This is a genomic window from Massilia sp. CT11-108, assembly GCF_047302915.1.
Classification (GTDB): Bacteria; Pseudomonadota; Gammaproteobacteria; order Burkholderiales; family Burkholderiaceae_D; genus Telluria; species Telluria orientalis.
In genome coordinates this window covers 1-24,261 of sequence record NZ_JBKYMO010000031.1, presented here as the reverse complement: position 1 = coordinate 24,261, position 24,261 = coordinate 1, and the positions used below count along the sequence as shown (strand labels likewise).

The window sequence follows — 24,261 nt, the reverse complement described above, 5'->3', positions numbered from 1 at the left end:
GTGGGGATGCTTACGGTGTGTAGATCACTTTGACCGAGGCATCGACCGCGCTCTTTTCGATGTAGCCGATGGCTTTCGGGTCGCTGGCCACCATCTTCTTGACGGCGGCGCTGTCGGCGGCTTCCTTCGGCATCGTGGCCTTGCCGGTGAACACCAGCTTGGACCACAAAGCCTTGACCTGGGAACCGTCCTTGTCCGTCACCTTTTTATAGAACTCGGCGCGGACGGGGGCGCTTTCAGGCTGGTCGATCGGGCTCATCGCGCCCGATTTGCCAAGAAAATACTGCGCGATCTGGTCTTTCGTCATCGAGGCGTCGGCCGCCTTCGGGTTCACGACGACGACCACGTCGGCGATGGCGGGCAGCGCGAGGCACAGTGCGGCGGCGGCGAGGCCGGTCTTGATCAGTTGTTTCATCGTCGTCCCCTTAGAACACGAAGTCGAGCGCGACGGCGCCGACGGTCACCGGACCCTTGAAGCCCGGCTGCGCATTGATCAGCAGGCCGGCGGTCTTGTTCGGACGCACGTGGTCGAACTGCACCTTCAGGGCCACGGAGGAGCGGACATCCCAGCGCAGGCCGATCGTGTCGGTCTGCTGTTCGCCCTGGCTCACGCCGGTGTAGCGCAGGTTCGACACGATGCCGGAAAGCGTGGCCAGCGTCGGGGTGCAGGCGGCCGGGTAGCCGGCCGGGCAGGCCGCCGGCATGCCGTTGTGGACATTGCCGTCGATCGACAGCCTGGCGTGGCTGTAGTACGGCAGGAATTTGCCGATGCGATAGCCGCCCATCACGTACCACGACGTGGTGTCGTTGATGTAGCTGTCCGTCTTGCGCTTCGCGTACTCGCCCTGCACGACGATGTCGTTCCAGTCGAGCGTCGCGCCGAGGGACGTGAACGAGGCCTTCTTGTCGCGCACGTCGATGTCTTTGGCGAGCTGGGCCGCCTGCGGGAACTTGTAGCCGGCAGCGACCGTATTCAGCGTGTTCAGCAGCGCCGCCAGCGACGCCGAGCCGTTCAGCGTCAGGCGGCCGTCCACGCGGCCGAAGCGCACCGTCAGCGGGCCGTGCTCGGCCACGAGGTTCAGCGCCGTCACGCGGCGGCCGTCCAGGCTCGGGCCGCCGGCGACGTCGGCCTTGGTCTTGCCGACCGCGAATTGTGCAGTGTACGTCGTGGCGGCATCGCTGTGCTGCCAGATGACGTCGGCGCCGTCGACCGTGTTGAACAGCATCTGCGAATACACTTCCGCCGGCGGACGCAGCATCGTGTTCGCGTAGCCCACGTTGCGGTAGTCCGAGATCATGAATGCCGGCAGGCCCATGCGGCCGACGCGGATCGAGACGTCGTCCGACACCGTCGCCTTGGCGAACGCCCATGCCAGTTCGGCGCCGAAATCGTCCTGCGCATCCTTGCGCACGAGGCCCTGGCCCGTCACGGACAGCCAGCTGTTGACGGCGTAGTCGGCCTGCACGCCGAAGTTCGAATCGACGCCGGTGGTGACGTCCTTCGTGGCGCCGCCGGCCTGGTTCGGGCGGCCGAACTCGGCCTTGTCGGTGTTGGTCCAGGTGAGGGCGCCGGTGCCGAAACCGCTGATGCGGACGGCGTCCTGCGCGAATGCGCAAGGCGCGACAAATGACAAGGCGAGCGCACTCGCGATGATGCGTTTTTTCATGGATTTCCCTGCTGCAGACGGCGGGTGGAAGTTCTTGTTATAGAAACACTGTGACGGCGCGCGTTACGCCGTGTAACGAATCTGTCGAATTGTAGAGTTGCAGCAAAAATTGCGGCAAGGAAAAACTCACGAATAGTCACTCTATTCAGTTGTGACCGCTATCTTTGTTGTGCAGATCAGACAGGGCGTCCTGTCAGAATTGGATGATGTATTTAATTCCACCAGTGCGTCGTCGTGCCGGCTTCCGGCAGGCGCGCCTGCCGCGCCGCGTGCGCGATGCCGGCCTCGACCGCTTGCTCGGCCGTGTAGATGCGGGCGCTGCCCGTCAGGTAGGTTCGAATGTCGTGGGCGCCGGGTGCGCCGCGGGTGGCGTCTTCGTAGATGGCGGCATAGCGCTCGGCGTCGAAGTCGAGGCAGTCGCGCCATTCGGAGATGCGGGCGTGGTCCGCCGCCACGAGGTTGCCGAAGCCCCAGTGCAGCGGGTGGATGAGGAAGCGCGTGCCGGGACAGGCATAGCGTTGCTGCCCGGCCAGGAAGATGGCGACGCCGACGGACTCCACGCTGCCCACGTTCCACGTCGTGAGCGGCAGCGGCAGCGATTTCAGGAAGTAGTACAGGGCGAAGCCGGCCGTCATGTTGCCGCCTTCGGTCGACATGTGCAGCTCGATCTCCGTCGCGCCGCTCTGCAGTGCCTGCAAGCAAAGGTTGCGCACGGTACAGGCGGAATTTGCGTTGATCGGTCCGATGAAATGTACGATGTGCAAAGCCATGACGCCTCCATTGACGGCTCAAGCATAGCAAGTTTCACAAGCCCACGGCGCGCTATTGAAAATATCTGATATTCAAAATCAGTATTCCGATATATCTAGCCTGACCCCCGGTGCTACTCTTGCATCCAGATAGTCATAATTTTCACAAGATCCTTTCCGAGGCGATGATGTCCACACCGATCCGATTTTTCTACCGCGGCGCCGTCCATGAAGTGAACGACGTCGCGCCGACGCAGACCATCCTGCAGCACCTGCGCGAGGATCTGCACTGCACCGGCACCAAGGAAGGCTGCGCCGAGGGTGATTGCGGTGCCTGCACCGTCGTCGTCGGATCGCTGGAGAACGGCGAACTGCAGATGCGCTCCGTGAATTCCTGCATCCAGTTCACGCCCACCCTGGACGGCAAGGCCCTGTTCACCGTCGAAGACCTGGCGCAGCAGGATGGCAACCTGCACCCCGTGCAGCAGGCCCTCGTCGAATGCCACGGCTCGCAATGCGGCTTCTGCACGCCGGGTTTTGCGATGTCGCTGTGGGGCATGTATTTGAAGCAGGAAGGCCGCGAGCCGAGCCGCTGCGAGATCGACGATGCCCTGTCCGGCAACCTGTGCCGCTGCACGGGCTATCGTCCCATCATCGACGCCGCCAGGCGCATGGTCACGCTGCCGCGCGTCGATTTCGACCGCGCCGCCGTCATCGAACAACTGCGGGCGCTGCAGCGTGACGCGGGCGCCACCTATGAATACGATGGCCAGACCTTCCACGCCCCGCGTACGCTGGATGAACTCGTGGCCGTGCGCGCCGCGCATCCGAAGGCGACGATCCTCGCCGGTTCGACCGACGTCGGCCTGTGGGTCACGAAGCAGATGCGCGACCTGACGGACGTCATCTACCTGGGCCACGTGGCCGAACTGAAGACCGTGCGCGAGCAGGATGGCTACGTCGAGATCGGCGCCGGCGTCTCCCTCGAAGATGCGTATGCCGCCATCTGCAAGCATTACGAGACAGAGCTGGGCGAGCTGTGGCAGCGCTTCGCATCGCTCCCGATCCGCAACGCGGGCACGCTGGGCGGCAACGTGGCGAATGGTTCGCCGATCGGCGACTCGATGCCGTGGCTGATCGCCATCGGCAGCGAACTGGTGCTGCGCGGTCCGGACGGCGAGCGCACCATGCCGCTCGAGAACTTCTACCTCGGCTACCAGGTCAAGGACTGGCGCGACGGCGAATTCGTGCAGGCCGTGCGCGTGCCGCTGCCGCGCAAGAACGTCGCGTTCCGCACCTATAAACTGGCCAAGCGCTTCGACCAGGACATCTCGGCCGTCTGCGCCGCCTTCGCCTTTACGCTGGACGACGGCATCGTGGTCGAGGCCCGCATCGCCTACGGCGGCATGGCCGCGACGCCGAAGCGCGCCGCGCAGGCGGAAAGCCTGTTGAACGGCCGCGCGTGGGACGAAGCGGCCGTGACGGACGCGATGGCCGCGCTGGCGCAAGACTATGCACCGCTGTCCGACATGCGCGCCTCGAGTGCCTACCGCATGAAGACGGCGCAGAACCTGCTGCGCCGCTACTGGCTCGAAACGCGCAAGGACAACCCGCTGCCGCCTGACGCGGTCAACCCGTTCGCGAAGATTGAAATTAAAAGCGCGCCGACCGCACTGGCTTGAGGAGATACACATGAACGACGCAGGATCCCCCGCTCTGACCAAGGCCGAATGGAAGCAGGTCGGCCTCGGCAAGACCCATGAATCGGCCCGGCTGCACGTGCTGGGCCAGGCCGACTACACGGACGATATCGCCGAAGTGCGCGGCACGTTGCACGCGGCGCTCGGCCTGTCGGGCAAGGCGCACGCCCGCATCCTCGACATCGATTTTACGGACGTCCTGGCCAGCCGCGGCGTGCGCGCCGTGCTCACGGCAAAGGACATCCCGGGCACCAACGATTGCGGCCCGATCATCCACGACGACCCGATCCTCGCGGACGGCCTCGTGCAATACATCGGCCAGCCGATCTTCGTGGTCGTCGCCGACAGCCACGACCTGGCCCGCCGCGCCGCGAAGAAGGCGGAAGTCAGCTACGAAGAGCTGCCGGCTATCCTGACGCCGCAGGCCGCGCGCGCCGCCGGCTCGTACGTGCTGCCGCCGATGCGCCTGACGCGCGGTGATGCCGAAACCGCATTCGAACGTGCCCCGCTGCGCGTGAAGGGCGAGCTGTACGTGGGCGGCCAGGAGCAGTTCTACCTGGAAGGCCAGATCTCGTACGCGATCCCGCAGGAAAACGACGGCATGCTCGTGCTGTGCTCCACGCAGCACCCGAGCGAGATGCAGCACGTCGTGGCGCATGCGCTCGGCCTGCACTCGCACAACGTGGTGGTGGAGTGCCGCCGCATGGGCGGTGGCTTCGGCGGCAAGGAATCGCAGTCGGCGCTGTGGGCCGCTTGCGCCTCCATCGCGGCGAAACGCCTGGGCCGCGCCGTGAAGCTGCGTGCGGACCGCGACGACGACATGATGGTGACCGGCAAGCGCCACTGCTTCCACTACCTGTACGAAGTGGGCTACGACGATGCCGGCCGCATCCTCGCGGCGAAGGTCGACATGGTGAGCCGCGCCGGCTACTCGGCGGACCTGTCCGGCCCTGTGGCCACCCGCGCCATCTGCCACTTCGACAACACGTATTATTTGTCCGATTGCGACATCCGCGCGGCGGCAGGCAAGACGAACACCCAGTCGAATACGGCATTCCGCGGTTTCGGCGGTCCGCAGGGCGCCATCGCGATCGAGTACATCATCGACGAGATCGCGCGCAACCTCGGCAAGGATTCGCTCGACATCCGCAAGCTGAATTTCTACGACAAGATCGACCGCAACGTCACGCCGTACGGCCAGCCCGTCGTCGACAACGTGATCCACGAACTGGTGGGCGAGCTGGAACAGACGAGCGAATACCGCGCGCGCCGCCAGGCCATCAATGAGTACAACGCGACGAACCCCGTGCTGAAGAAGGGCCTCGCGCTGACGCCCGTAAAATTCGGCATCGCGTTCAACGTGACGCACCTGAACCAGGCCGGCGCGCTCGTGCACGTGTACGTGGACGGCTCCATCCTCGTCAACCACGGCGGTACGGAGATGGGGCAGGGCGTCAACACCAAGGTGATGCAGGTGGTCGCGCACGAACTGGGCGTCGACCTGACCCGCGTGCGCATCGCCGCGACCAACACGAGCAAGGTCGCCAACACGTCGGCGACGGCCGCATCGACGGGCGCGGACCTGAACGGCAAAGCTGCGCAGGATGCGGCGCGCCAGATCCGCGAGCGCCTCGCCGCGTTCGCCGCGAAGCAGTACGGCGCCGCCGTGGAAGACGTGCGCTTCGTCGCGGACACCGTGTTCGCGAACGGGCACGAAGTCCCGTTCGGCGAACTGGTGGCGAAAGCTTATCTGTCGCGCGTGCAGCTGTGGTCGGACGGTTTCTATGCGACGCCGAACCTGCACTGGGATCCGAAGACGATGACGGGCAACCCGTTCTTCTACTTCGCATACGGCGCGGCGGTGGCGGAAGTCGTCATCGACACGCTGACAGGTGAGTGGAAACTGCTGCGCGCCGATGCGCTGTACGACGCCGGCAACTCGCTGAACCCCGCCATCGACATCGGCCAGGTCGAAGGTGCGTTCATCCAGGGCATGGGCTGGCTGACGACGGAAGAATTGTGGTGGAATGCGCAGGGCAAGCTGATGACGCATGCGCCGTCCACCTACAAGATCCCGGGCGTGTCGGATTGCCCGGACGCGTTCACGGTGAAGCTCTTCAACAACCACAACGTGGCCGATTCGATCCACCGCTCGAAGGCCGTCGGCGAACCGCCGCTGCTGCTGCCGTTCTCCGTGTTCCTCGCGATCCGCGACGCCATCTCGGCCGTGGGCGACCACAAGGTGAACCCGCCGCTGCGCGCGCCGGCGACGAGCGAGGCGATCCTCGACGCCGTGTCCTTCGTCGAAAACGCCTGACATGGACGATTGGCTCATCCCCACCGCGCAACCGGCCGTCCTGATCACGGTCGCGAAGGTCGACGGTTCCGTACCCCGCGAACCGGGCGCGCGCATGCTCGTCGACGCCGGCGGGCAGTGGGGCACCGTCGGCGGCGGCCACCTCGAGCTGCGCGGCATCGAGACGGCGCGCGCCATGCTCGCCGCCGGCGCCAGCGAGGCGCGCCGTATCGAACGCTTCCCGCTCGGTCCGAGCCTGGGCCAGTGCTGCGGCGGCGTCGTGCACCTCGCGTTCGAACTGGTCGACCGCGACCAGTGCGCCGAGCTGGCCGCGCGCCGTCATGAAGACGTGTGGCGCGTCGTCGCCCTGGACGGCGAACCCGATCTCGCGCTCGTCGATGCGCTGGGCCACAACATCCAGCGCAAGGGCGGCCGCTACCCGGATTTCGAGCGCAGCGGCGGCACCCGCGTGCTGCTCGATGACGCGGGACGGCGCTGGCTCGTCGATCACGTCCCGGCGCCGCGCGCGCACGTGATGCTGTTCGGCGCCGGCCACGTGGGCGCCGCCATCGTGCGCCTGCTGGCGGACCTGCCGTGCAAGGTGACGTGGGTGGACGAGCGGGAAGACCTGTTCCCGGCCACCGTCGCCCCGAACGTCGTCGTGGAAGCGACCGACCTGCCGGAAGCCGTCGTGCGCGCGGCGCCCGCCGGCACGAGCTTCCTCGTCATGACGCACAATCATGCGCTCGACCAGCGCCTGACCGAAGCGATCCTCCGACGGCCCGCGCACCAGGACTGGTTCGGCCTCATTGGATCGGAAACCAAACGCAGGCAGTTCGAGCACCGCCTGCGCGACCGCGGCATTTCCCGCGCGCGCCTGGACGACATGGTGTGCCCGATCGGCGTCCCCGGCATCAAGGGCAAGGAACCCGCCGTGATCGCCGTCGCCGTCGTCGCGCAACTGCTGATGGTCTGGGAGGCGGCGGCCCTCGCCGCGCCCGCGACCGCAACCGAAGTCCCACTGGAACAAGACTGAGATGTCCAACGATACCCGTACCGTGCAGGCCTACCGAGCGAGCCTGCTGCACTTCCACGCCGATCCGGCCTTCGCCGAGAACGCCCATGCCTGGCACCAGGACGGCCTCCTCGTCGTCGAGAACGGCCGCGTGCTCGCCGCCGGCGACTACGACAAGCTGGTCGCCACGCTGCCCGACGGCACCGACATCGTCGACTACCGCGGCCAGATCATCACGCCCGGCTTCATCGACACGCACCTGCACTTCCCGCAGACCGACATGATCGGCTCGCCCGCGCCGGACCTGCTGCCGTGGCTGGAGAACTACACGTTCCCGACCGAGCGCCAGTTCAAGGACCCGGTGCACGCGCGCACCGTCGCCGAATTCTTCCTCGACGAGCTGCTGCGCAACGGCACGACGACGGCGCTCGTCTACTGCACGGTGCACAAGGAATCCGTCGACGCGTTCTTCGAGGCGAGCGCCGCGCGCAACCTGCGCATGGCCGGCGGCAAGGTGCTGATGGACCGCAACTGTCCGGACTTCCTGCAGGACACGGCCGACCTGCGCGAGAGCGAAGAGCTGATCCGCCGCTGGCACAATCACGGCCGCGCCATGTACGCGATCACGCCGCGCTTCGCGCCCACGTCGACCCCAGCCCAGCTGGGCGCGGCGGGCGAACTGGCGCGCGCGTTCCCGACGACGTACATCCAGACGCACGTGTCGGAAAGCCGCGACGAATGCGCGTGGGTGAAAAGCCTGTACCCGGACAACCGCAGCTACCTGCAGGTGTATGAGCACCATGGGCTGATGCGGCAACGTTCGATGTTCGGCCACTGCATCTGGCTGGACGACGTCGACTTCGCGCTGATGGCCGACACGGGCGCCGCGATTTCCCACTGCCCGACGTCGAACCTGTTCCTCGGCAGCGGCCTGTTCGACGTCGCGAAGGCGGACAGCGTGCATGCCCACGTGTCGCTGGGGACGGACGTCGGCGCGGGCACGTCGTTCTCGATGTTGCAAACAATGAATGAAGCGTATAAAGTTGCGCGGTTAAAAGGCAGCTATCTCCCGGCCCTGCGCATGTTCTATCTCGCCACGCTGGGCGCCGCGCGCAGCATGCAGCTCGAAGGGACGATCGGCAATTTTGCCGCCGGCACCGAGGCGGACTTCATCGTCCTCGACCCGAAGGCGACGCCGCTGCTGGCGCGCCGCACGGCGAACGGCGACTCGCTCGAGGAAACCCTGTTCGCGCTGGCGCTGCTGGGCGACGACCGCGCGATCCGTGCCACGTATGCGGCCGGCAAGCGGGTGCACGAGCGGCATTGATACGTCATCCCCGCGAACGCGGGGATCCATGCTGAGCCGAACAGGACACTCAGTATGGGTTCCCGCGTGCGCGGGAACGACGACTTCGGCGCTGGTGAGATACTGTCGACAATCACTCACAGCCGAGACCAACATGACAAAAACCCTGAGCAGCAGCCTGCTGATCACCCTGGCGGCCCTTGCGGCCGCCGCTTCCGCGCGCACCCCGGCGTCCGGCCCCAACGAAGCGGCCACCGCGCGCCACTACGCGTCCCTGATCGCGGGCGCGCAGCCGAAGACGGCGGAGCTGGTCCTGTTCTTCTCGCAGATGCCCAAGGGCGGCGACCTGCACCACCACTACTCCGGCGCGATCTATGCCGAGACCTATGTCGACTGGCTCGACAAGCAGGGCTATTGCGTCAACAAGCTGACTTACAAGATCGAGACCGACAGGAGCGTCGTCGAGCACGAGCGCGCGAAGCAGCCGAAGGACCGCGCCTGCCTGTCGTCGTCCGACGTGTATGCCGACGACGCCACGTGGCGCGAGCTGCTGCAGCGCTGGTCGAGCAAGGATTTCAATAACCACGGCGCCATCCAGCCGCCGCCGGACCGCCAGTTCTTCCAGACCTTCGGCTACTTCGGCCCCATCTCCGACCGCAACTTCCACGAAGGCCTCGTCGAGCTGAAGAACCGCGCGCTGGCCGAGAACGTGGCCTACATCGAGACGATGTTCAAGAGCCCGGACACGGTCTCGGATCCCGAATTCGACAAGCGCGCGTGGGACAGCGCACGCGACGAGGCGAAGTTCGCCCAGCTGCTGGAATCCGCGCGCCAGAAGCTGAACGCGACGCCGGCGTTCCGCGCCTCCGTCGACACGTTCGTCCGCACCGTCAACGAAGCGGCGCTGGGCATCGACGACGAGAATTTCACGATGCGCTACCAGACCTATGTCGTGCGCCTGTTCTCGCCGTCGCGCGTGTTCTCGTCGATGCTGGCCGCGTTCGAATCGGCGGCGCGGGGCGGCAGGATCGTCGGCGTGAACATCGTGGGCCAGGAAAGCCAGATGGTCTCCATGCGCGACTACACCTTGCACATGCAGATGTTCCGCTACCTGAAGAAGGTGTACCCGAAGGTCAACGTCGCGATGCACGCGGGCGAGCTGGCGCTGGGCGACGTGCCGCCGGAAGACCTGAAATACCACATCGACCAGGCGCTGAACGTGGCGGGCGCGCAGCGCATCGGCCACGGCATCGACCTCGCGCACGAGACGAACGCCGTCGGCATCATGAAGACGATGCGCGCGAAGGACATCCCGGTCGAAATCAACCTGACGTCGAACGCGTTCATCGAGGGCGTGCAAGGCGAGAACCACCCGATCACGCTGTACCGCAAATATGGCGTGCCGTACGTGATCTCGACGGACGACGCGGGCGTCACGCGCCACAACCTGGCCAACGAATACGTGCTGTTCGCCAGCCGCTACAAGCCGAGCTATGCGGAAGTGAAGAAGGCGTCGTACAACAGCATCCGCTACAGCTTCCTGCCGGACTCCGACAAGCAGCGCCTGACGCGCCTGCTCGATGCACGCTTCGCGCGCTTCGAGTCGGACGTCGCCGCGCTCGAACGCACCGCCGTGAAGCATTGAGTTTTGTCCTCCCGCCGGCGGCGGTCCCGCCGCCGGCATCCTTCCTCCGAACCGCAGTTGCCACCCGACTATGTGGAACAGGCACCGCATATGCCGCCCCTGTGGCCAACTCGCGACAGAATGGATTAATTGTCATGTCGTTTGCTTAAAAACCAAGCTAAACAATTTCATTCGAGAACGCCCCATTTATCATCCCGACGTGTCCGTTTCTGAGGGAAAATGCATCCTGCACGCGACCACCTGCTCACTTCTTGAGCAACTTATACGCGCAAGCTATAAATTCCGAAGTGAAAACGTATTTGTCTCGATAAACGGCTTCATGCCATATTGGCCTTTTATTAAGCCAACGTCCGAGAAAATGCGTGGTTTTGGGTGTAATAGCCTGGAAACAATTAACCGCTAGACTCGCGTGCGCTGCTTTTTGCTGGTGCATTGTCATCCACATCCGCACCATCGAACAGCATGCAGAAAGAACGAGAGACCGGGCGTCATGAGCGGCCGGTCGAGGATTGCAGTACTCAAGAGGGGGGAACTCCGTTCCCAACCATAACTATCAAGTCTATTTGGGGTTAATCCAATGATCTATCAAAAACGGATCCAGCTGACGAAGCTGGCGCTGGCTCTGTCGATTGCGCTCGCGGGGGCGCCGGCCCTGGCGCAGAACACGACGTCGGCTGTCGGCGGTCGTATCTCGAGCGCTGACGGCCGACCGGCCGCCGGCGCCGCAGTGCAAATCGTTCACACCGAATCCGGTTCGGTCAGCAACGTCGTCACCGATGCGGAAGGCCGCTATATCGCGCGCGGCCTGCGTACCGGCGGTCCGTACACGATCATCATCACCAAGGACGGCGTTACCGAAAAACGCGAAGGCATCTACCTGCAACTGGCGGAAACCGCCACCGTCGACGCGACCGTCGGCGCGCCGATGCAGACCGTGACCATCGCCGGCAACCGCGCGCGTTCCGACATCTTCAGCCGCTCCAACATGGGCGCGGGCACCGCGATCAGCAACGCGCAGCTGCAGATCCAGGCGTCGGTCAACCGCAACCTGCAGGACTACGCCCGCGCCGACCCGCGCGTCTCGCAGACCGACAAGGAGCGCGGCGAACTGTCCGTCGCCGGCCAGAACTCGCGCTACAACTCGATCACCATCGACGGCGTGAACGTGAACGACACGTTCGGCCTGGAAGCGAACGGCAGCCCGACCTCGCGCCAGCCGATCTCGATCGAAGCGATCCAGTCGACCCAGGTGAACGTCGCCAACTACGACGTCACGCAGAAGGGCTACACCGGCGGCAACATCAACGCCGTCACCAAGTCCGGCACGAACCAGTGGAAGGGCGGCGTGTACTACGTGTACCGCGACGACCGCCTGGCCGGCCAGCGCTACAACCCGGCCAACGACACCTATTCGGATCCGGTACCCTTCAAGGAAACGACCAAGGGCGTGTGGGCGAGCGGCCCGCTCGTCGAGGACAAGCTGTTCCTGTACGCGCTGTCGGAAGAGACCAACTCGTCGCGCAGCGCGCCCGACTACGGTCCGGTCGGCTCGAACAACGGCACGACGGTCGCCGTGACCCCGGCGGAAATCGCCGCCGTGCAGAACATCATGAAGAACCAGTACGGCGTCAACGCCGGCGGCCTGGCCCAGGGCGGCGGCAACTTCGTGTCGCGCGAGCAGATGCTGAAGGTCGACTGGAACATCAGCGACAACCACCGCGCCAACATCCGCTACCAGCGCACCACGCAGGCCGAGCCGCAGTATTCGCTGTTCAGCGCCACCGGCCTGAGCCTGGATTCGGCGTACTACTCGCAGGGCAAGCAGATCGAGACGACCGTCGCCCAGCTATTCTCGGACTGGACCCCGACGTTCTCGACCGAACTGAAGGCGTCGTCGCGCAACTACGACTCCGTCCCGACCAACAACACGCAGCTGCCGACCATCGGCGTGCAGTTCACCGGCGCACTGCCGGCCGGCACCCCGAGCAACGTCACGACGGGTAACCGCACGATCAACCTGGGCACCGACAACTCGCGTCACATGAACCTGCTGCGCACCCGCACGCAGGACTTCTACGCGGGTGCCAACTGGACCGTGGGCGACCACGAAATCAAGTTCGGCGCGGACTACCAGAAGAACAAGATCTACAACGCGTTCCTGCAGAACGTGTACGGCAACTACACCTTCGGTTGCGACAACAACCTGAACTACTCGTTCGGTTCCATCAACTGCAACACGGCGTCCCAGGCCCAGGTCGAAGCCGCCGTGCTGGAAAACCTGCGCTCCGGCCGCTACACGTCGTACACGCTGCAGGTCGCCGCACCGGGCTTCACGCTGAACGACGCCGTCGCGCAGTTCAACATGACGAACACCGGCCTGTTCCTGCAGGACACCTGGAACGTCAACCGCCAGCTGACCCTGAACTACGGCTTCCGTGTGGACCAGGTGGGCGTGGGCGGTACGCCGGTCGCCAACACGAAAGTGGCCCAGGCCGCCGTGCTGAACCCGAACGCACGCCAGACCGGCGGCTTCGGCTACAACAACCAGCAGACGATCGACGGCACCAAGCTGTTCCAGCCGCGCTTCGGCTTCAACTACAACTTCGACACCCCGCGCCGCATGCAGCTGCGCGGCGGCTTCGGCCTGTTCCAGGGCGCCGCGATGTCCGTCTGGCTCGCGAACCCGTTCCAGAACACCGGCATGACGACGCAGCAGATCACCTGCTCGGCCACGGGTAACACCAAGTGCCCGCCGGTCGCCGGCACGCCGAACGGCGCGTTCAGCACCGACATCAACAACCAGCCGAAGCTGGGCGGCTCGACCCCGCCGATCGCCAACGTCGACCTGATCGACCCGAACGTGAAGCAGCCGTCCGTGTGGAAAGCCAACCTGGCCTTCGAAACGGAACTGCCGTGGTACGGCCTCGTCGCCGGCGCCGAAGTGCTGTACGCGCACACCAAGGACGGTATCTTCTTCCAGAACCTGAACCTGGGCCAGCCGACCCGCATCGGCGTCGATGGCCGCCAGCTGTTCTGGAACGCGAACGGCCTGTCGCAGAACTGCTGGAGCGTGGGTAACAACGCCGTCAGCACCGCCAAGGGCTGCACCAACACGACCAAGTCGCTGTCGAATTCCGCGTTCGGCAACGTGATCAAGGTCACCGGCACGGACAAGGGCGAGAACCGCGTCTCGACGCTGTCGCTGTCGTACCCGATGACCAAGGGCTTCGGCTGGTCGGTCGCGGCAAGCCACACCTATGCGACAGAAGTCTCGAACCTCACGTCGTCGACGTCCGGCTCGAACTACGGCGCCCGTTCGGCCCTGAACCCGAACGACAACGTGGCCGCCAACTCGGCCTACCTGGTCAAGAACCGCATCAACGCGCTGCTGAACTTCGAGAAGGCGTTCTTCGGCAAGTACAAGACCCGCTTCGGCGTGTTCTACGAAGGCCGTACCGGCAAGCCGTACAGCTGGACCTTCAAGAACGACATGAACGGCGACGGCATCGGCAGCAACGACCTGATGTACATCCCGAAAGCGTTCGGTTCGGGTGAAGTCGTGTTCGCGGGCGATACGGCGACCAGCCACGCCAACGAGCAGCGTTTCTGGGGCATCGTCAACGCCAACAAGGCCCTGCGCCAGGCAGCCGGCGGCACCGTTGCCCGCTACGGCGACTTCTCGCCATGGACGAACAGCTTCGACCTGCGCATCAGCCAGGAAATCCCGGGCCTGTTCGCACGTAACAAGGCGTCGGTCTCGTTCGACATCCTGAACTTCGGCAACCTGCTGAACAAGAAGTGGGGCCAGATCTACGAAGCACCGTTCTTCTCGAACGGCGGCCAGACCCGCGGCTTCGTCGACTACGCCGGCATGGACAGCCAGGGCCGTTATGTCTACGCGGTCCGCTCGGCCGCCGATCCGCTGCAGATCCGCCAGGTCAAGGGCGAGTCGCAGTGGTCGGCACAGGTCACCGTCAAGTACGAGTTCTGATCCGGGCCTGACATGACGTAAATGAGACGGCCGGTGGCGACACCGGCCGTCTTTTCTTCCCTTGTAAAGACCAGAACTGCGAACGGGCGTGCCATAATCGATGGCTGCCGTTCGCATCACAAAGACTTCATATGATCGTATCCCGTCCGTTCGCGCTGGCCCTGGGCGCCGCGTTGCTGCTGTCTGGCTGCGCCTCCGCGCCGGTCCGTCCGCTCGAGATCAATCTCGTCGCGCTGAACGACTTCCACGGCAATCTCGAGCCCAGCAAGTACACGTACACGCCGCCGGGCTCCACGCAGCCGCGCACGATCCAGGCCGGCGGCATCGACGTGCTGAAAGGCGCGCTGGACACGTTCCGCAAGGACGACCCGGACCTGTTGTTCGTCGCGGCCGGAGACCTCGTCGGCGCGAGCCCCGCCGCGTCGTCGATGTTCGCGGACGAACCGAGCATCGAGGCGCTGAACCGCATGGGCCTCGTCGCCAGCTCCCTCGGCAACCACGAATTCGACCAGGGACCGAAGGAGCTGCTGCGCCAGCAGCACGGCGGCTGCGATTCGCCACGGCCCGCGAAAGCATGCCGCTTCTCGCCCGATTTCAGGGGCGCCGGTTTTACTTACCTCGCCGCCAACGTCGTCGACGCGCAGACGGGCAAGACCCTCGTGCCGGGCTGGCGCATCGTCGACGTCAAGGGCGTCAAGGTGGGCCTGATCGGCGCCGTGTTGCACGACCTGGCCTCCGTGACGATCGCCTCGTCCATCAAAGGCCTGGCCATCGAGGATGAAGCGGCATCGATCAACGCCGTGCTGCCCGCGATGCGTGCGCAGGGCGCGCAGGTGTTCGTCGTGCTGATCCACGAAGGCGGCTTCGCCGACCAGCCGTATGACAAGGCCGATTGCGACACCCTGCACGGCCCGATCGTCGCCATCACGAAGAAACTCGACCCCGCGATCCGCCTCGTCATCAGCGGCCATTCGCACACGGGCTATCTGTGCAAGGTGGACGGCAAGGTCGTCACGCAGGCGGACGCGTACGGCCATCTGCTGTCGCGCATCAGGCTGACGCTCGATCCGGCCACGAAGGCCGTCCAGGACATCCAGGTGCGCAACGTCGTGATGGCGCCGGACGCGTTCACACCGGACGCCGGCCTGTCGACGTATCTCGCGGACGTGCGTGCGAAGAGCCGCGCGGAGCTGGCGAAGCCGGTGGCACGCGTGCAGGGCGCGTTGTCGCGCAAGGAGAACCCGGCCGGCGAATCGGCGCTGGGCGGCGTGATTGCCGACGCGGCCGTCGCCGCCACGCGCGACCAGGGCGCGCAGATCGGTTTCATGAACCCGGGCGGCATCCGCAAGGACCTCGAAGTGGGCGAGGGCGGCGTGGTGAGCTTCGGCCAGGCGCAGGCCGTGCTCCCGTTCGGGAACACGCTCGTCGTGATGGACCTCACCGGCGCGCAACTGCGCCGCGTGCTCGAACAGCAGTGGGACCGGCCGGCATCGTCCGATCCTTCGATCCTCGCCGTGTCCAGCAGCCTGACGTACGACTGGGACGGCACGCAACCCGTCGGCCGGTGCACGGCGAACGTGAAGGTGGACGGCAAGGCGCTCGACGATAATAAAGTGTATCGCGTGGTGGCCAACAACTTCCTGGCGGAGGGCGGCGACAACATCCCGATGTTCGCCAAGGGCACGCGCCGCGTCGAGACGGGCCTGCGCGACCTCGATGCGCTGATCGCGTACCTGCAGAAGCATCCGGAAGCCGGCGGCATGAGTTTTGCCGCACCTCAGCGCATCCGCAAGGTGCGCTAACGATATAAACCGTATTCACAGAAAGACCCTCATGAAGAAAATCGCATGTGTCGTGGCGCTGGCAAGCGCCTTCGTGTCGCTGGATGCGGCCGCATGGGGCACGGACGGCCACCGCGCCGTGGGCGCCATCGCCGACAAGCTGATCAAGGGCACGCATGCCGAGGCGCAGGTGAAGGCGCTGCTGCTGCCGGGCGAATCGCTGGAAGCCGTGTCGACGTGGCCCGACTGCGTGAAGGGCAACTGGTGCGGTCCGCAGACGCCGGAAATGATCGAGTACGTGAACGCGAATCCGAAGCACAGCGAATACCACTACACGGACGTCCCGTTCCAGCTCGACCACTACCACGACGGCGCCGCCGGCACGGCCGATGACGACATCGTGCAGACCTTGAAGGAAGCCATCGCCGTCCTGCAGGGCAAGGACACGCCCGCGACCAATCCGCACAAGTTCACGAAGCGCCAGGCGCTGATCCTCGTGACCCACCTGGCGGGCGACATCGTCCAGCCGCTGCACGTGGGCGCCGCCTTCGTCGACAAGGACGGAAAATTCGTCGTGCCGAAGACGAAGGCCGAGATCGACGAGACCGTCGTCTTCGATTCGCGCGGCGGCAACAACTTCCTGATGGACGACGCGAAGATCGAGCAGATGTCCGCCAACCTGATCCCGCCGGGCGAACCGAAGCCCGTCAAGCCGGGCGTGCCGCAGGCGCTGACGAAGCCGTTCCACTCGTACTGGGACAGCACGACGGTCGACTACGCGTTCCGCCGCGTCCGCGCGAAGACGCCGGAGCGGTTCGCGCAGGCCGCCATCGACGGCAAGCCGAACGTGGCGCAGAACAGCGGCGATCCCGTCACCTGGCCGTACCAGTGGGCGGACGATACGCTGGCGGTCTCGAAGATCGCGTTCGCGGGCGTCACCGCGGGCAAGATCGTGCCGCAGGTGAGCAAGAAGGGCGAAACCTATTACACGTGGACGCTGGAAGTGCCGAATGACTATCCGGTGCCCAGCTCCGCGCTCGCAAAGACACAGATGATCAAGGGCGGCTACAACCTGGCCGCGCTGCTGAAGGCGATCTGGCCGTAATCCCGGCGCCAGCCTTCCGCAAGCCGCCGCGCGCCCACAAGGCCGCGGCGGTTTTTTTTCGTGGGTTAGAATCGCGGATTCATACGGACCCTTACCATGCCCACGATTCTTCGTTTCATCATCCCCGCGTCCACACTGGTGGCACTCGTGCCCGCCGTGGCCGCCGAACCCAACTTCCCGCTGTGGGAAGCCGGCATCGGCGCCGCCGTGTTCAACACGCCCGCGTATCCGGGCGCGTCCGACCGCAGCAACCGCGGCCTCGTGCTGCCGTTCCTGCTGTACCGCGGCAAGGTGCTGCGCGCCGACCAGCAGGGCGTCGGCGCGCGCCTGCTGGACACGGACAAGGTCGAATTCGACATCGGCTTCGCGGGCGCGCTGCCGTCCCGTTCGGACGACGTCGAGGCGCGCCGCGGCATGCCCGACCTCGGCACGCTCGTCGAATTCGGCCCGCGCGTGAAGTATAAATTCGCCGACCTGGGCGAGGCGGGGCGCCTGCGCTTCGAACTCCCGGTACGCGCCGTCATCGAAGCGCGCGGCGGCCTGCGCCGCCAGGGCTGGACGACGGAGCCGCGCTTCGTGTGGGAACGCCGCGGCGACGCGGGCCGCTGGACGATGGAAGCGCAGGTCGGCGCCGTGTTCGGCGACCGCCGCATCCACGGTTATTTCTACGACGTCGCGCCGCAGTATGCGACGGCGGACCGGCCGGCCTACCGGGCCGACAGCGGCTTGATGCTGGTGCGGACGGGCGTGTTCGGCACGGTCAAGGTCAACCAGGACGTGCGCGCGTTCGCGTTCGTGCGGCTGGACAGCTATGCGGGGAATGCGAACCGGGACAGTCCACTGTTCAGGAAGGATGTCGGCGCGTCGGCCGGGGTGGGGCTGGCGTGGACGTTGGCGCGCTCGAGCAAGCGCGCCAACGAGTGATGTTCAGCGCGACTTGACGAACGGCTTGCCGATGGCTTTCGGCGCGACCGACTTGGCCATCAGGCCGGCGAGAACGACGACGGTGACGATGTACGGAATCGCCTGGATCAGCGACCCTGGCAGGCGGCCGACGACGGGCAGGTCGACGCCTTCGAGCTGGATCTGGATCGCGCCGAACAGGCCGAACATCAAACAGCCCAGCACCGTGTGCAGCGGGCGCCAGTTGCCGAAGACGAGCGCCGTCAGCGCCAGGTAACCGGCGCCGGCCGACATGTCGCGCAGGAAGAAGCCGCTCTGGACCAGCGTCAGGTAAGCACCTGAGAACGAGCACAGGACACCGGCCACGAACATGGCGAGATAGCGCGTGCGCTCGACCGAGACGCCGGCCGCGTCGGCCGCATGCGGGTTCTCGCCGCACGCGCGCAGGCGCAGGCCGAAGCGGCTGTGGTACACGACCCAGTGCACGACGGGCAGCAGCAGGAACGCTACGTAGACCAGCACCGACTGGCCGCCGATCAGGTGGCCGTACAGCCAGCCGATGACGGGGATATGCTCGACGGCCGCGGTGCCGGGCAGGACGACGTCGAACAGGCGCGCATTGCGCAGGTCCGGCGTGCGGCCGCCCTGCTGGAAGAAGAATTGCGCGAGCACGAACGTCAGGCCGCTCATGGCGATGTTGATGGCGATGCCGGCCACGAGCTGGTTGCCTTTCTGCGTGATCGACACGAACGCCTGCACCATCGCGAGGGCGACCGACACGCCCATGCCGGCGAGGATGCCGTACCACGGGTTCTGCGTCGTGTACGCAACAGCGGCCGATGCGAACGCCGACGCGAGAATCTTGCCTTCGAGGCCGATGTCGACGACGCCCGAGCGCTCGGCGAACAGGCCGGCCAGCGCGGCGAACATCAGCACCGGCGCGTTGCGGATCGTGGAGACGATGATGCTGGCGAGTTGGAAGTCTTCCATTCAAATCCCCTTGTTGGTACGGGTGACGTTGAGCAGTTTCAGGACGGCCGGGGCGTAGAAGTTTTCCATCGCGCCGCAGAACAGGATGATCAGGCCCTGGATGAAAATGAACGTCTCCTGCGGGATGTTCGGTTTTTCCAGCGACAGGTCGAAGCCGCCCTGGATCAGCGCGCCGAACAGCACGGACGACAGGAAGATGCCGACCGGATGCTGGCGGCCCATCAGCGCGATCGCGATGCCCACGAAGCCCGCGCCGGCGGGGAAGTTCAGCGACAGGTAGTGCGTCGAGCCCATCACGGAGTTGACGGCGCCGAGGCCGGCCAGCGCGCCCGACACGAGCATCGTCACGATGATCGTGCGGCTGATTTTTACGCCCGCGTAGTGCGCGGCGTGCGCATTCAGGCCCGTCGCGCGCAGCTGGTAGCCCCACGACGAACGCCATACGACGACGCCGTAGATCACCAGGGCGAGGATGGCAAGGATAAAACTGATGTTCAGCGGCGTGTCGCCCAGCACCGGCAGGAGCTTGCTCAGCAGGGGCAGGGCGGCGCTGTCGGCGAACACGCGCGAGGCCGGGTTCTGCTGCCCTTCCGGGATCAGGTATTTGACGATCACGAAGTTCATCAGGCTCGCCGCGATGAAGTTGAACATGATCGTCGTGACAACGACGTGGCTGCCCCGTTTCGCCTGCAGGTAGCCCGGAATGAACGCCCACAGCGCGCCGAAGACGGCCGCGCCGATCATCGCGAGCGGGATCATGAGGATGCCCGACAGGTGCGCGTCGAGCGCCAGCACGACCCACGTCAGGCCCAGGCCGCCCACGTACATCTGGCCTTCCGCGCCGATGTTGAAGAGGCCGGCCTGCATCGCGATCGACACGGCGAGGCCCGCGAAGATGAAGGTGCTCGCGTAGAACAGCGTGTATGCGAGGCCTTCCGGATCGAGGATGGCGCTGTCGACGAGGATGCGGAGCGACTCCGACGGGCTCTCGCCGAGCAGGTGGATCACGAGCGCCGCGACGAGCAGCGCCGACATCAGGTTCAGGATGGGCAGGACGAAACCGGTGGCCCAGCGTGGCAATTCGGTGTTGTTCATGATGTCAGTGCTTGTGCATTCCGCCCATCATAAGGCCGATGCGGGTGGTGTCGAATTCGTCGATGGGGAGGATGCCGGTGATGCGGCCGCCGGACATCACGATGATGCGGTCCGCGAGCGCGCGCACCTCTTCCAGTTCCACCGACGACAGCAGGATTGCCACGCCTTCGTCGCGCAGGCGCAGGAGCTGCGTGTGGATGCTTTCGATGGTGCCGATGTCCACGCCGCGCGTCGGCTGGCCGACCAGCATCAGCTTCGGCTTCGCAGCCACTTCGCGCGCGATGACGACCTTCTGCTGGTTGCCGCCCGAGAGCAGGCCGATACGCAGGTCCGGATTGTTCGGACGCACGTCGAACGCCGTCATCAGGTGCGCGCAGCGCTGCGCGATCTTCTTGTAGTCGAACAGGCCCCAGCGGTTTTTTACGTTGTCCTGGTAGCCGAACACCGTGTTCTGCATCACGGAGAAATCCTTGATCACGCCGTCGCGCAGGCGGTCTTCCGGCACGTGGCCGATGCCCCGTTCCCGGAACTCCGCCGGCAGGCCGTCCGCGTTCGTGCGGCCCGTGTACGGCAGGTCCTGGCCGAGGAATTCGACCTTGCCCGACGTGGGCAGCCGCATGCCGGACAGGATCTCGAGCAGCTCGCTCTGGCCATTGCCCGACACGCCCGCGATGGCGACCACTTCGCCCGCGCGCAGGGTGAAGTCGATGTCGGCGAGGAGGGCGACGCCGTTCGCATCCTGCAGCTCCAGGCCCGACACCTTCAGCACTTCCGCGCCCGGGTTGTACGGCGCGCGCGGCAGCTCGCTCTGGATCGGGCGGCCGACCATCATGTTGGCCAGTTCTTCACGCGACGTCTCCGCGGTCTTGACCGCACCGACGACGCGGCCCGCGCGCATCACCGTCACCTCGTCCGTGATCTCCATGATCTCTTGCAGTTTATGGGTGATCAGGATGATGGTCTTGCCCTGTTCCTTGAACAGCCGCAGGATCTCGAACAGCGACGCCGTCTCCTGCGCGGTCAGCACGGCGGTGGGCTCGTCGAGGATCAGAATGTTGGCGCTGCGGTAGATCTGCTTGAGGATCTCCACGCGCTGCTGCGCGCCGACGGACAGGTCGTGGATCGTCGCGAGCGGGTCGACGTCGAGGCGGTAGCGGTCGCAGATCTCGCGCAGCTTCGCTTCCACGGCGCCGCGCTTCGCGGCCAGCTTGAAGCCGCCCTCGTTGCCCAGCATGACGTTGTCGAGGACGGTCATGTTCTCGACGAGCATGAAGTGCTGGTGCACCATGCCGATGCCGAGCGCGATAGCCTCATGGCTGGTACGGATGTCCTGCGGCCGGCCGTCGATGAGGACCTGGCCGCTGTCGGCGTTGTAGTAGCCGTACAGGATGCTCATCAGGGTCGACTTGCCGGCGCCGTTTTCGCCGATCACGCCATGGATCGAGCCCTTGGCGATGGCGAAGCTGACGTCGGCATTCGCCTGCACCGCCCCGAAGGCTTTGCTAATGTTGCGAAATTCTACGGCTGGCTGCATAGCGGTCTGTCCATTCATTTAAAAGCGCGCCGCGCCGGCATGGAAACCGGCGCGGCGCGCTTCACTGTCAAACTGTGTTCGATGCCGTGTTACTGCACTGGGCACGAATTGGCCGCGCGATAGTCGACCACCTTGATCTTGCCGGCGATGATGTCGGCCCGGGCGCTCATCACGCGCTTTTCCATCTCGGGGGTGACGACCATGCGGTTGTCCTTGTCGAGCACCCAGTCGACGCCGCCTTCCTTCAGGCCTTCGTACGTGATGCCCGACGTGAACTGGCCGTTCCTGGCCTTCATGAACGCTTCGTACGCGGCGTTGTCGACGCGCTTGACCATCGACGTCAGCATCGTGCCCGGGTACAGGTAGTTCTGGTTGGAGTCCACGCCGATCGCCAGCTTGCCCTTTTCCTTGGCCATCTGCAGCGCGCCCATGCCGGAGCCGCCCGCGACGGCGAAGACGACGTCGGAGCCGCGGTCGAATTGCGCGCGTGCCAGCTCGCCGCCCTTGGCCGGGTCGTTCCAGGCCGCGGACGTCGTGCCGACCATGTTCTGCAGGACCTGCACCTTCGGATTGATGGCACGCGCGCCCTGCACGTAGCCGCAGGCGAACGCGCGGATCAGCGGGATGTCCATGCCGCCGACGAAGCTGATCGTCTTCGTCTTCGACGCCATCGCCGCGGCGACGCCGACGAGGTACGAGCCTTCTTCTTCCTTGAACAGCACGGAGTTGACGTTCTTGCCCTGGGCGTTGCCGTCGATGATCACGAAGTGCACGTTCGGGTATTCGGCCGCGATCTTTTGCACGGGCTGCGTCTGCGAGAAGCCGATCGAGACGATCAGTTGCAGCTTCTTGCGCGCGAGCGCGCGCAAGACCTGCTCGGCCTGGGTGTCGTAGTTGGCCTGGGCTTCAAACACCTTGACGCCGGTTTCCTTCGTGAACCGCGCGACGCCTTCGGCGGCGGACTGGTTGAAGGATTTGTCGAACTTGCCGCCGGCATCGTAGACGATCGCCAGCTTCGCGCCCGCCATGTCGGCGCTGGCGCTGGCGCTGATGCACAGCGCCGCGATCATCGTACAAAGTTGCTTGAATTTCATTGATTTAGGCTCCTGAATCCCATATTTTACCGGCGCAACGGCTGTGCAGGGAGGGGGATTCTCGGAACTATGCATCAGCCAGTTTATTCGTGGCAAATACGATTTTACTTTGCTATTTATTTTGTTGACATATAAATAGCGCCGTTTCAGTCGGCGAGCGGGAGTGCGGGCGGAACGGCGATGGCGGCGACGGCCGCGGTGGTCGTAGCCGGGATGACGATCTCCGGTGCCGGCGCCGGAATGGGCGCGGCCGGCGTCGGCGCGGGGGAGGGAATCCCGATCGGCCTGGCGAACTGCGACGTGAGGAAGCGCGCGATGCGCGTCTGCGTGTCTTCCAGGTACGGGATATTCAGGTGGTCCGAGTCGGGCACGGTCTCGTCCCCGATCAGCTGGGCCAGTTTGGCGACGAGCTGGTCGGTGTGCGAGTGCGGCACGATGTCGTCGCTGGCCGCGCGCAGCACGAACGTGGGCGCCTTCAGCGTGGGTGCATACTTGATCGACTCGAAGCGGTGGCGCAGCATGTATTCGATCGGCATCACGCGGAACTTGCGCTTCGCGAGGGCGAGGATCGAATCGTAAGGCGTGATCAGCACGACGGAGTGCACGGGCCGCTCCTTCGCGACCTGCACGGCCACGCCGGACCCGAGGCTGCGGCCGACGACGGCGATGCGTTTCGGATCCACGTGGTGGTGCGCGGCCATCCAGTCGAACAGCATGCAGGCGTCGTCGATCATGTGCGCTTCGGCCGGGTCGCCGTGGGAATCGCCGTAACCGCGGTAGTTCACGGCCAGCACAGCCATTCCGGGGAACAGCTTGCCGGCATCGCGCACGACCCAGGACACTTCCTCGGACCGGCCGCCGAAATAAATGACGGCGGGACGCAAGCCGGGCATCTTCGGCGTCATCAGCCAGCCGGACAGCCGCGTGCCGTCCTTGGCGCGCAGCACGACGGGGCGGGTGCGGTGGCCGCTGCTGCGTGGATGCGCCACTTCGCGCTCGACGGTGGGATTGAACACGAGACGGCGCTGGTTCGCCGCGACCGCGGCCGTGAGGCCCAGCCACAACATGCTGGCAAAGCCAGCCATACCTGCCGCCAATTTTTTATGTGTGCTCATGTATACAGTCTACCTCTGGCTAGGGATGAAGTCTGTGCGGTGCCCATCAAATACACCTTCATTATGGTGCGAACTCACGAAGAGTAGCTTTGCCGCAACATCCTGTTACAGCGCGGGCGTTGTCGCCGCCTGACAGGGTTTGTTAGGCTGTCCATGAAGACAGGATGTGGAGGCGGGATGAGGTGGAAAGCGGTCGTGCCGGCATGTGCCGGGCTGGGCCTGTTGGCGGTGCTGGTGGTGCCGGCGTGGCGGTCGGCGCCGCCGGTCGTCACGCC

General features: G+C 65.3%; 17 protein-coding genes. 9 read left to right on the top strand and 8 right to left on the bottom strand.

Annotation, left to right across the window (positions count from 1 at the left end):
• Positions 1-10 precede the first annotated feature (10 nt).
• The 3 genes from ACEN88_RS05340 to ACEN88_RS05330 form a co-directional block, all read right to left on the bottom strand.
• A complete protein-coding gene (locus ACEN88_RS05340) occupies positions 11-415 on the bottom strand; it encodes a hypothetical protein (RefSeq protein ID WP_413337746.1) in 405 nt (134 codons plus the stop codon).
• 10 nt (positions 416-425) lie between these two features.
• On the bottom strand, positions 426-1,667 hold the full coding sequence (locus ACEN88_RS05335) for a porin (RefSeq protein WP_413337745.1): 1,242 nt from the start codon (positions 1,665-1,667) through the stop codon (positions 426-428).
• Between the two features lie 212 nt (positions 1,668-1,879).
• Complete coding sequence (locus tag ACEN88_RS05330) at positions 1,880-2,437, bottom strand: ATP-dependent Clp protease proteolytic subunit (protein WP_413337744.1); 558 nt, start codon at positions 2,435-2,437, stop codon at positions 1,880-1,882.
• Positions 2,438-2,604: 167 nt separating this feature from the next.
• Between ACEN88_RS05330 and xdhA the strand changes: the two genes are divergently transcribed.
• From xdhA to ACEN88_RS05285, 9 genes are all read left to right on the top strand, one after another.
• Positions 2,605-4,098: a xanthine dehydrogenase small subunit gene (gene xdhA / locus ACEN88_RS05325; RefSeq protein WP_413337743.1), complete on the top strand. Its 1,494-nt coding sequence runs from the start codon at positions 2,605-2,607 to the stop codon at positions 4,096-4,098.
• 10 nt (positions 4,099-4,108) lie between these two features.
• Positions 4,109-6,433 carry a xanthine dehydrogenase molybdopterin binding subunit gene (xdhB, locus tag ACEN88_RS05320; protein WP_413337742.1) on the top strand — a complete coding sequence of 775 codons (2,325 nt, stop codon included), beginning with the start codon at positions 4,109-4,111 and terminating at the stop codon, positions 6,431-6,433.
• 1 nt (position 6,434) lies between these two features.
• The gene (xdhC, locus tag ACEN88_RS05315; RefSeq protein ID WP_413337741.1) at positions 6,435-7,448 is read left to right on the top strand and encodes a xanthine dehydrogenase accessory protein XdhC; all 1,014 of its coding nucleotides are present in this window, start codon (positions 6,435-6,437) and stop codon (positions 7,446-7,448) included.
• 1 nt (position 7,449) lies between these two features.
• Complete coding sequence (gene guaD / locus ACEN88_RS05310) at positions 7,450-8,754, top strand: guanine deaminase (protein ID WP_413337740.1); 1,305 nt, start codon at positions 7,450-7,452, stop codon at positions 8,752-8,754.
• A gap of 133 nt (positions 8,755-8,887) precedes the next feature.
• Positions 8,888-10,378, top strand: coding sequence for an adenosine deaminase family protein (locus ACEN88_RS05305; RefSeq protein ID WP_413337739.1), 1,491 nt, complete (start codon positions 8,888-8,890; stop codon positions 10,376-10,378).
• Positions 10,379-10,955: 577 nt separating this feature from the next.
• Positions 10,956-14,369 (top strand): carboxypeptidase regulatory-like domain-containing protein, encoded by a 3,414-nt coding sequence (locus tag ACEN88_RS05300; protein ID WP_413337738.1) that lies wholly within the window; start codon positions 10,956-10,958, stop codon positions 14,367-14,369.
• A 131-nt stretch (positions 14,370-14,500) separates the two neighbouring features.
• The gene (locus ACEN88_RS05295; protein ID WP_413337737.1) at positions 14,501-16,171 is read left to right on the top strand and encodes a bifunctional metallophosphatase/5'-nucleotidase; all 1,671 of its coding nucleotides are present in this window, start codon (positions 14,501-14,503) and stop codon (positions 16,169-16,171) included.
• 31 nt (positions 16,172-16,202) lie between these two features.
• Complete coding sequence (locus ACEN88_RS05290; RefSeq protein ID WP_413337736.1) at positions 16,203-17,255, top strand: S1/P1 nuclease; 1,053 nt, start codon at positions 16,203-16,205, stop codon at positions 17,253-17,255.
• A 96-nt stretch (positions 17,256-17,351) separates the two neighbouring features.
• A complete protein-coding gene (locus tag ACEN88_RS05285; protein WP_413337735.1) occupies positions 17,352-18,179 on the top strand; it encodes a MipA/OmpV family protein in 828 nt (275 codons plus the stop codon).
• A 3-nt stretch (positions 18,180-18,182) separates the two neighbouring features.
• Here the strand turns inward: ACEN88_RS05285 and ACEN88_RS05280 are convergent, their stop codons facing one another.
• The 5 genes from ACEN88_RS05280 to ACEN88_RS05260 form a co-directional block, all read right to left on the bottom strand.
• A complete protein-coding gene (locus tag ACEN88_RS05280) occupies positions 18,183-19,148 on the bottom strand; it encodes an ABC transporter permease (RefSeq protein ID WP_413337734.1) in 966 nt (321 codons plus the stop codon).
• Positions 19,149-20,243: an ABC transporter permease gene (locus tag ACEN88_RS05275; protein WP_413337733.1), complete on the bottom strand. Its 1,095-nt coding sequence runs from the start codon at positions 20,241-20,243 to the stop codon at positions 19,149-19,151. It lies immediately after the preceding gene.
• Positions 20,244-20,247: 4 nt separating this feature from the next.
• Positions 20,248-21,777 carry an ABC transporter ATP-binding protein gene (locus ACEN88_RS05270; protein ID WP_413337732.1) on the bottom strand — a complete coding sequence of 510 codons (1,530 nt, stop codon included), beginning with the start codon at positions 21,775-21,777 and terminating at the stop codon, positions 20,248-20,250.
• Positions 21,778-21,866: 89 nt separating this feature from the next.
• Positions 21,867-22,871, bottom strand: coding sequence for a BMP family lipoprotein (locus tag ACEN88_RS05265; protein WP_413337731.1), 1,005 nt, complete (start codon positions 22,869-22,871; stop codon positions 21,867-21,869).
• A gap of 146 nt (positions 22,872-23,017) precedes the next feature.
• Positions 23,018-23,956: an alpha/beta hydrolase gene (locus ACEN88_RS05260; RefSeq protein ID WP_413337730.1), complete on the bottom strand. Its 939-nt coding sequence runs from the start codon at positions 23,954-23,956 to the stop codon at positions 23,018-23,020.
• Positions 23,957-24,261: the final 305 nt, after the last annotated feature.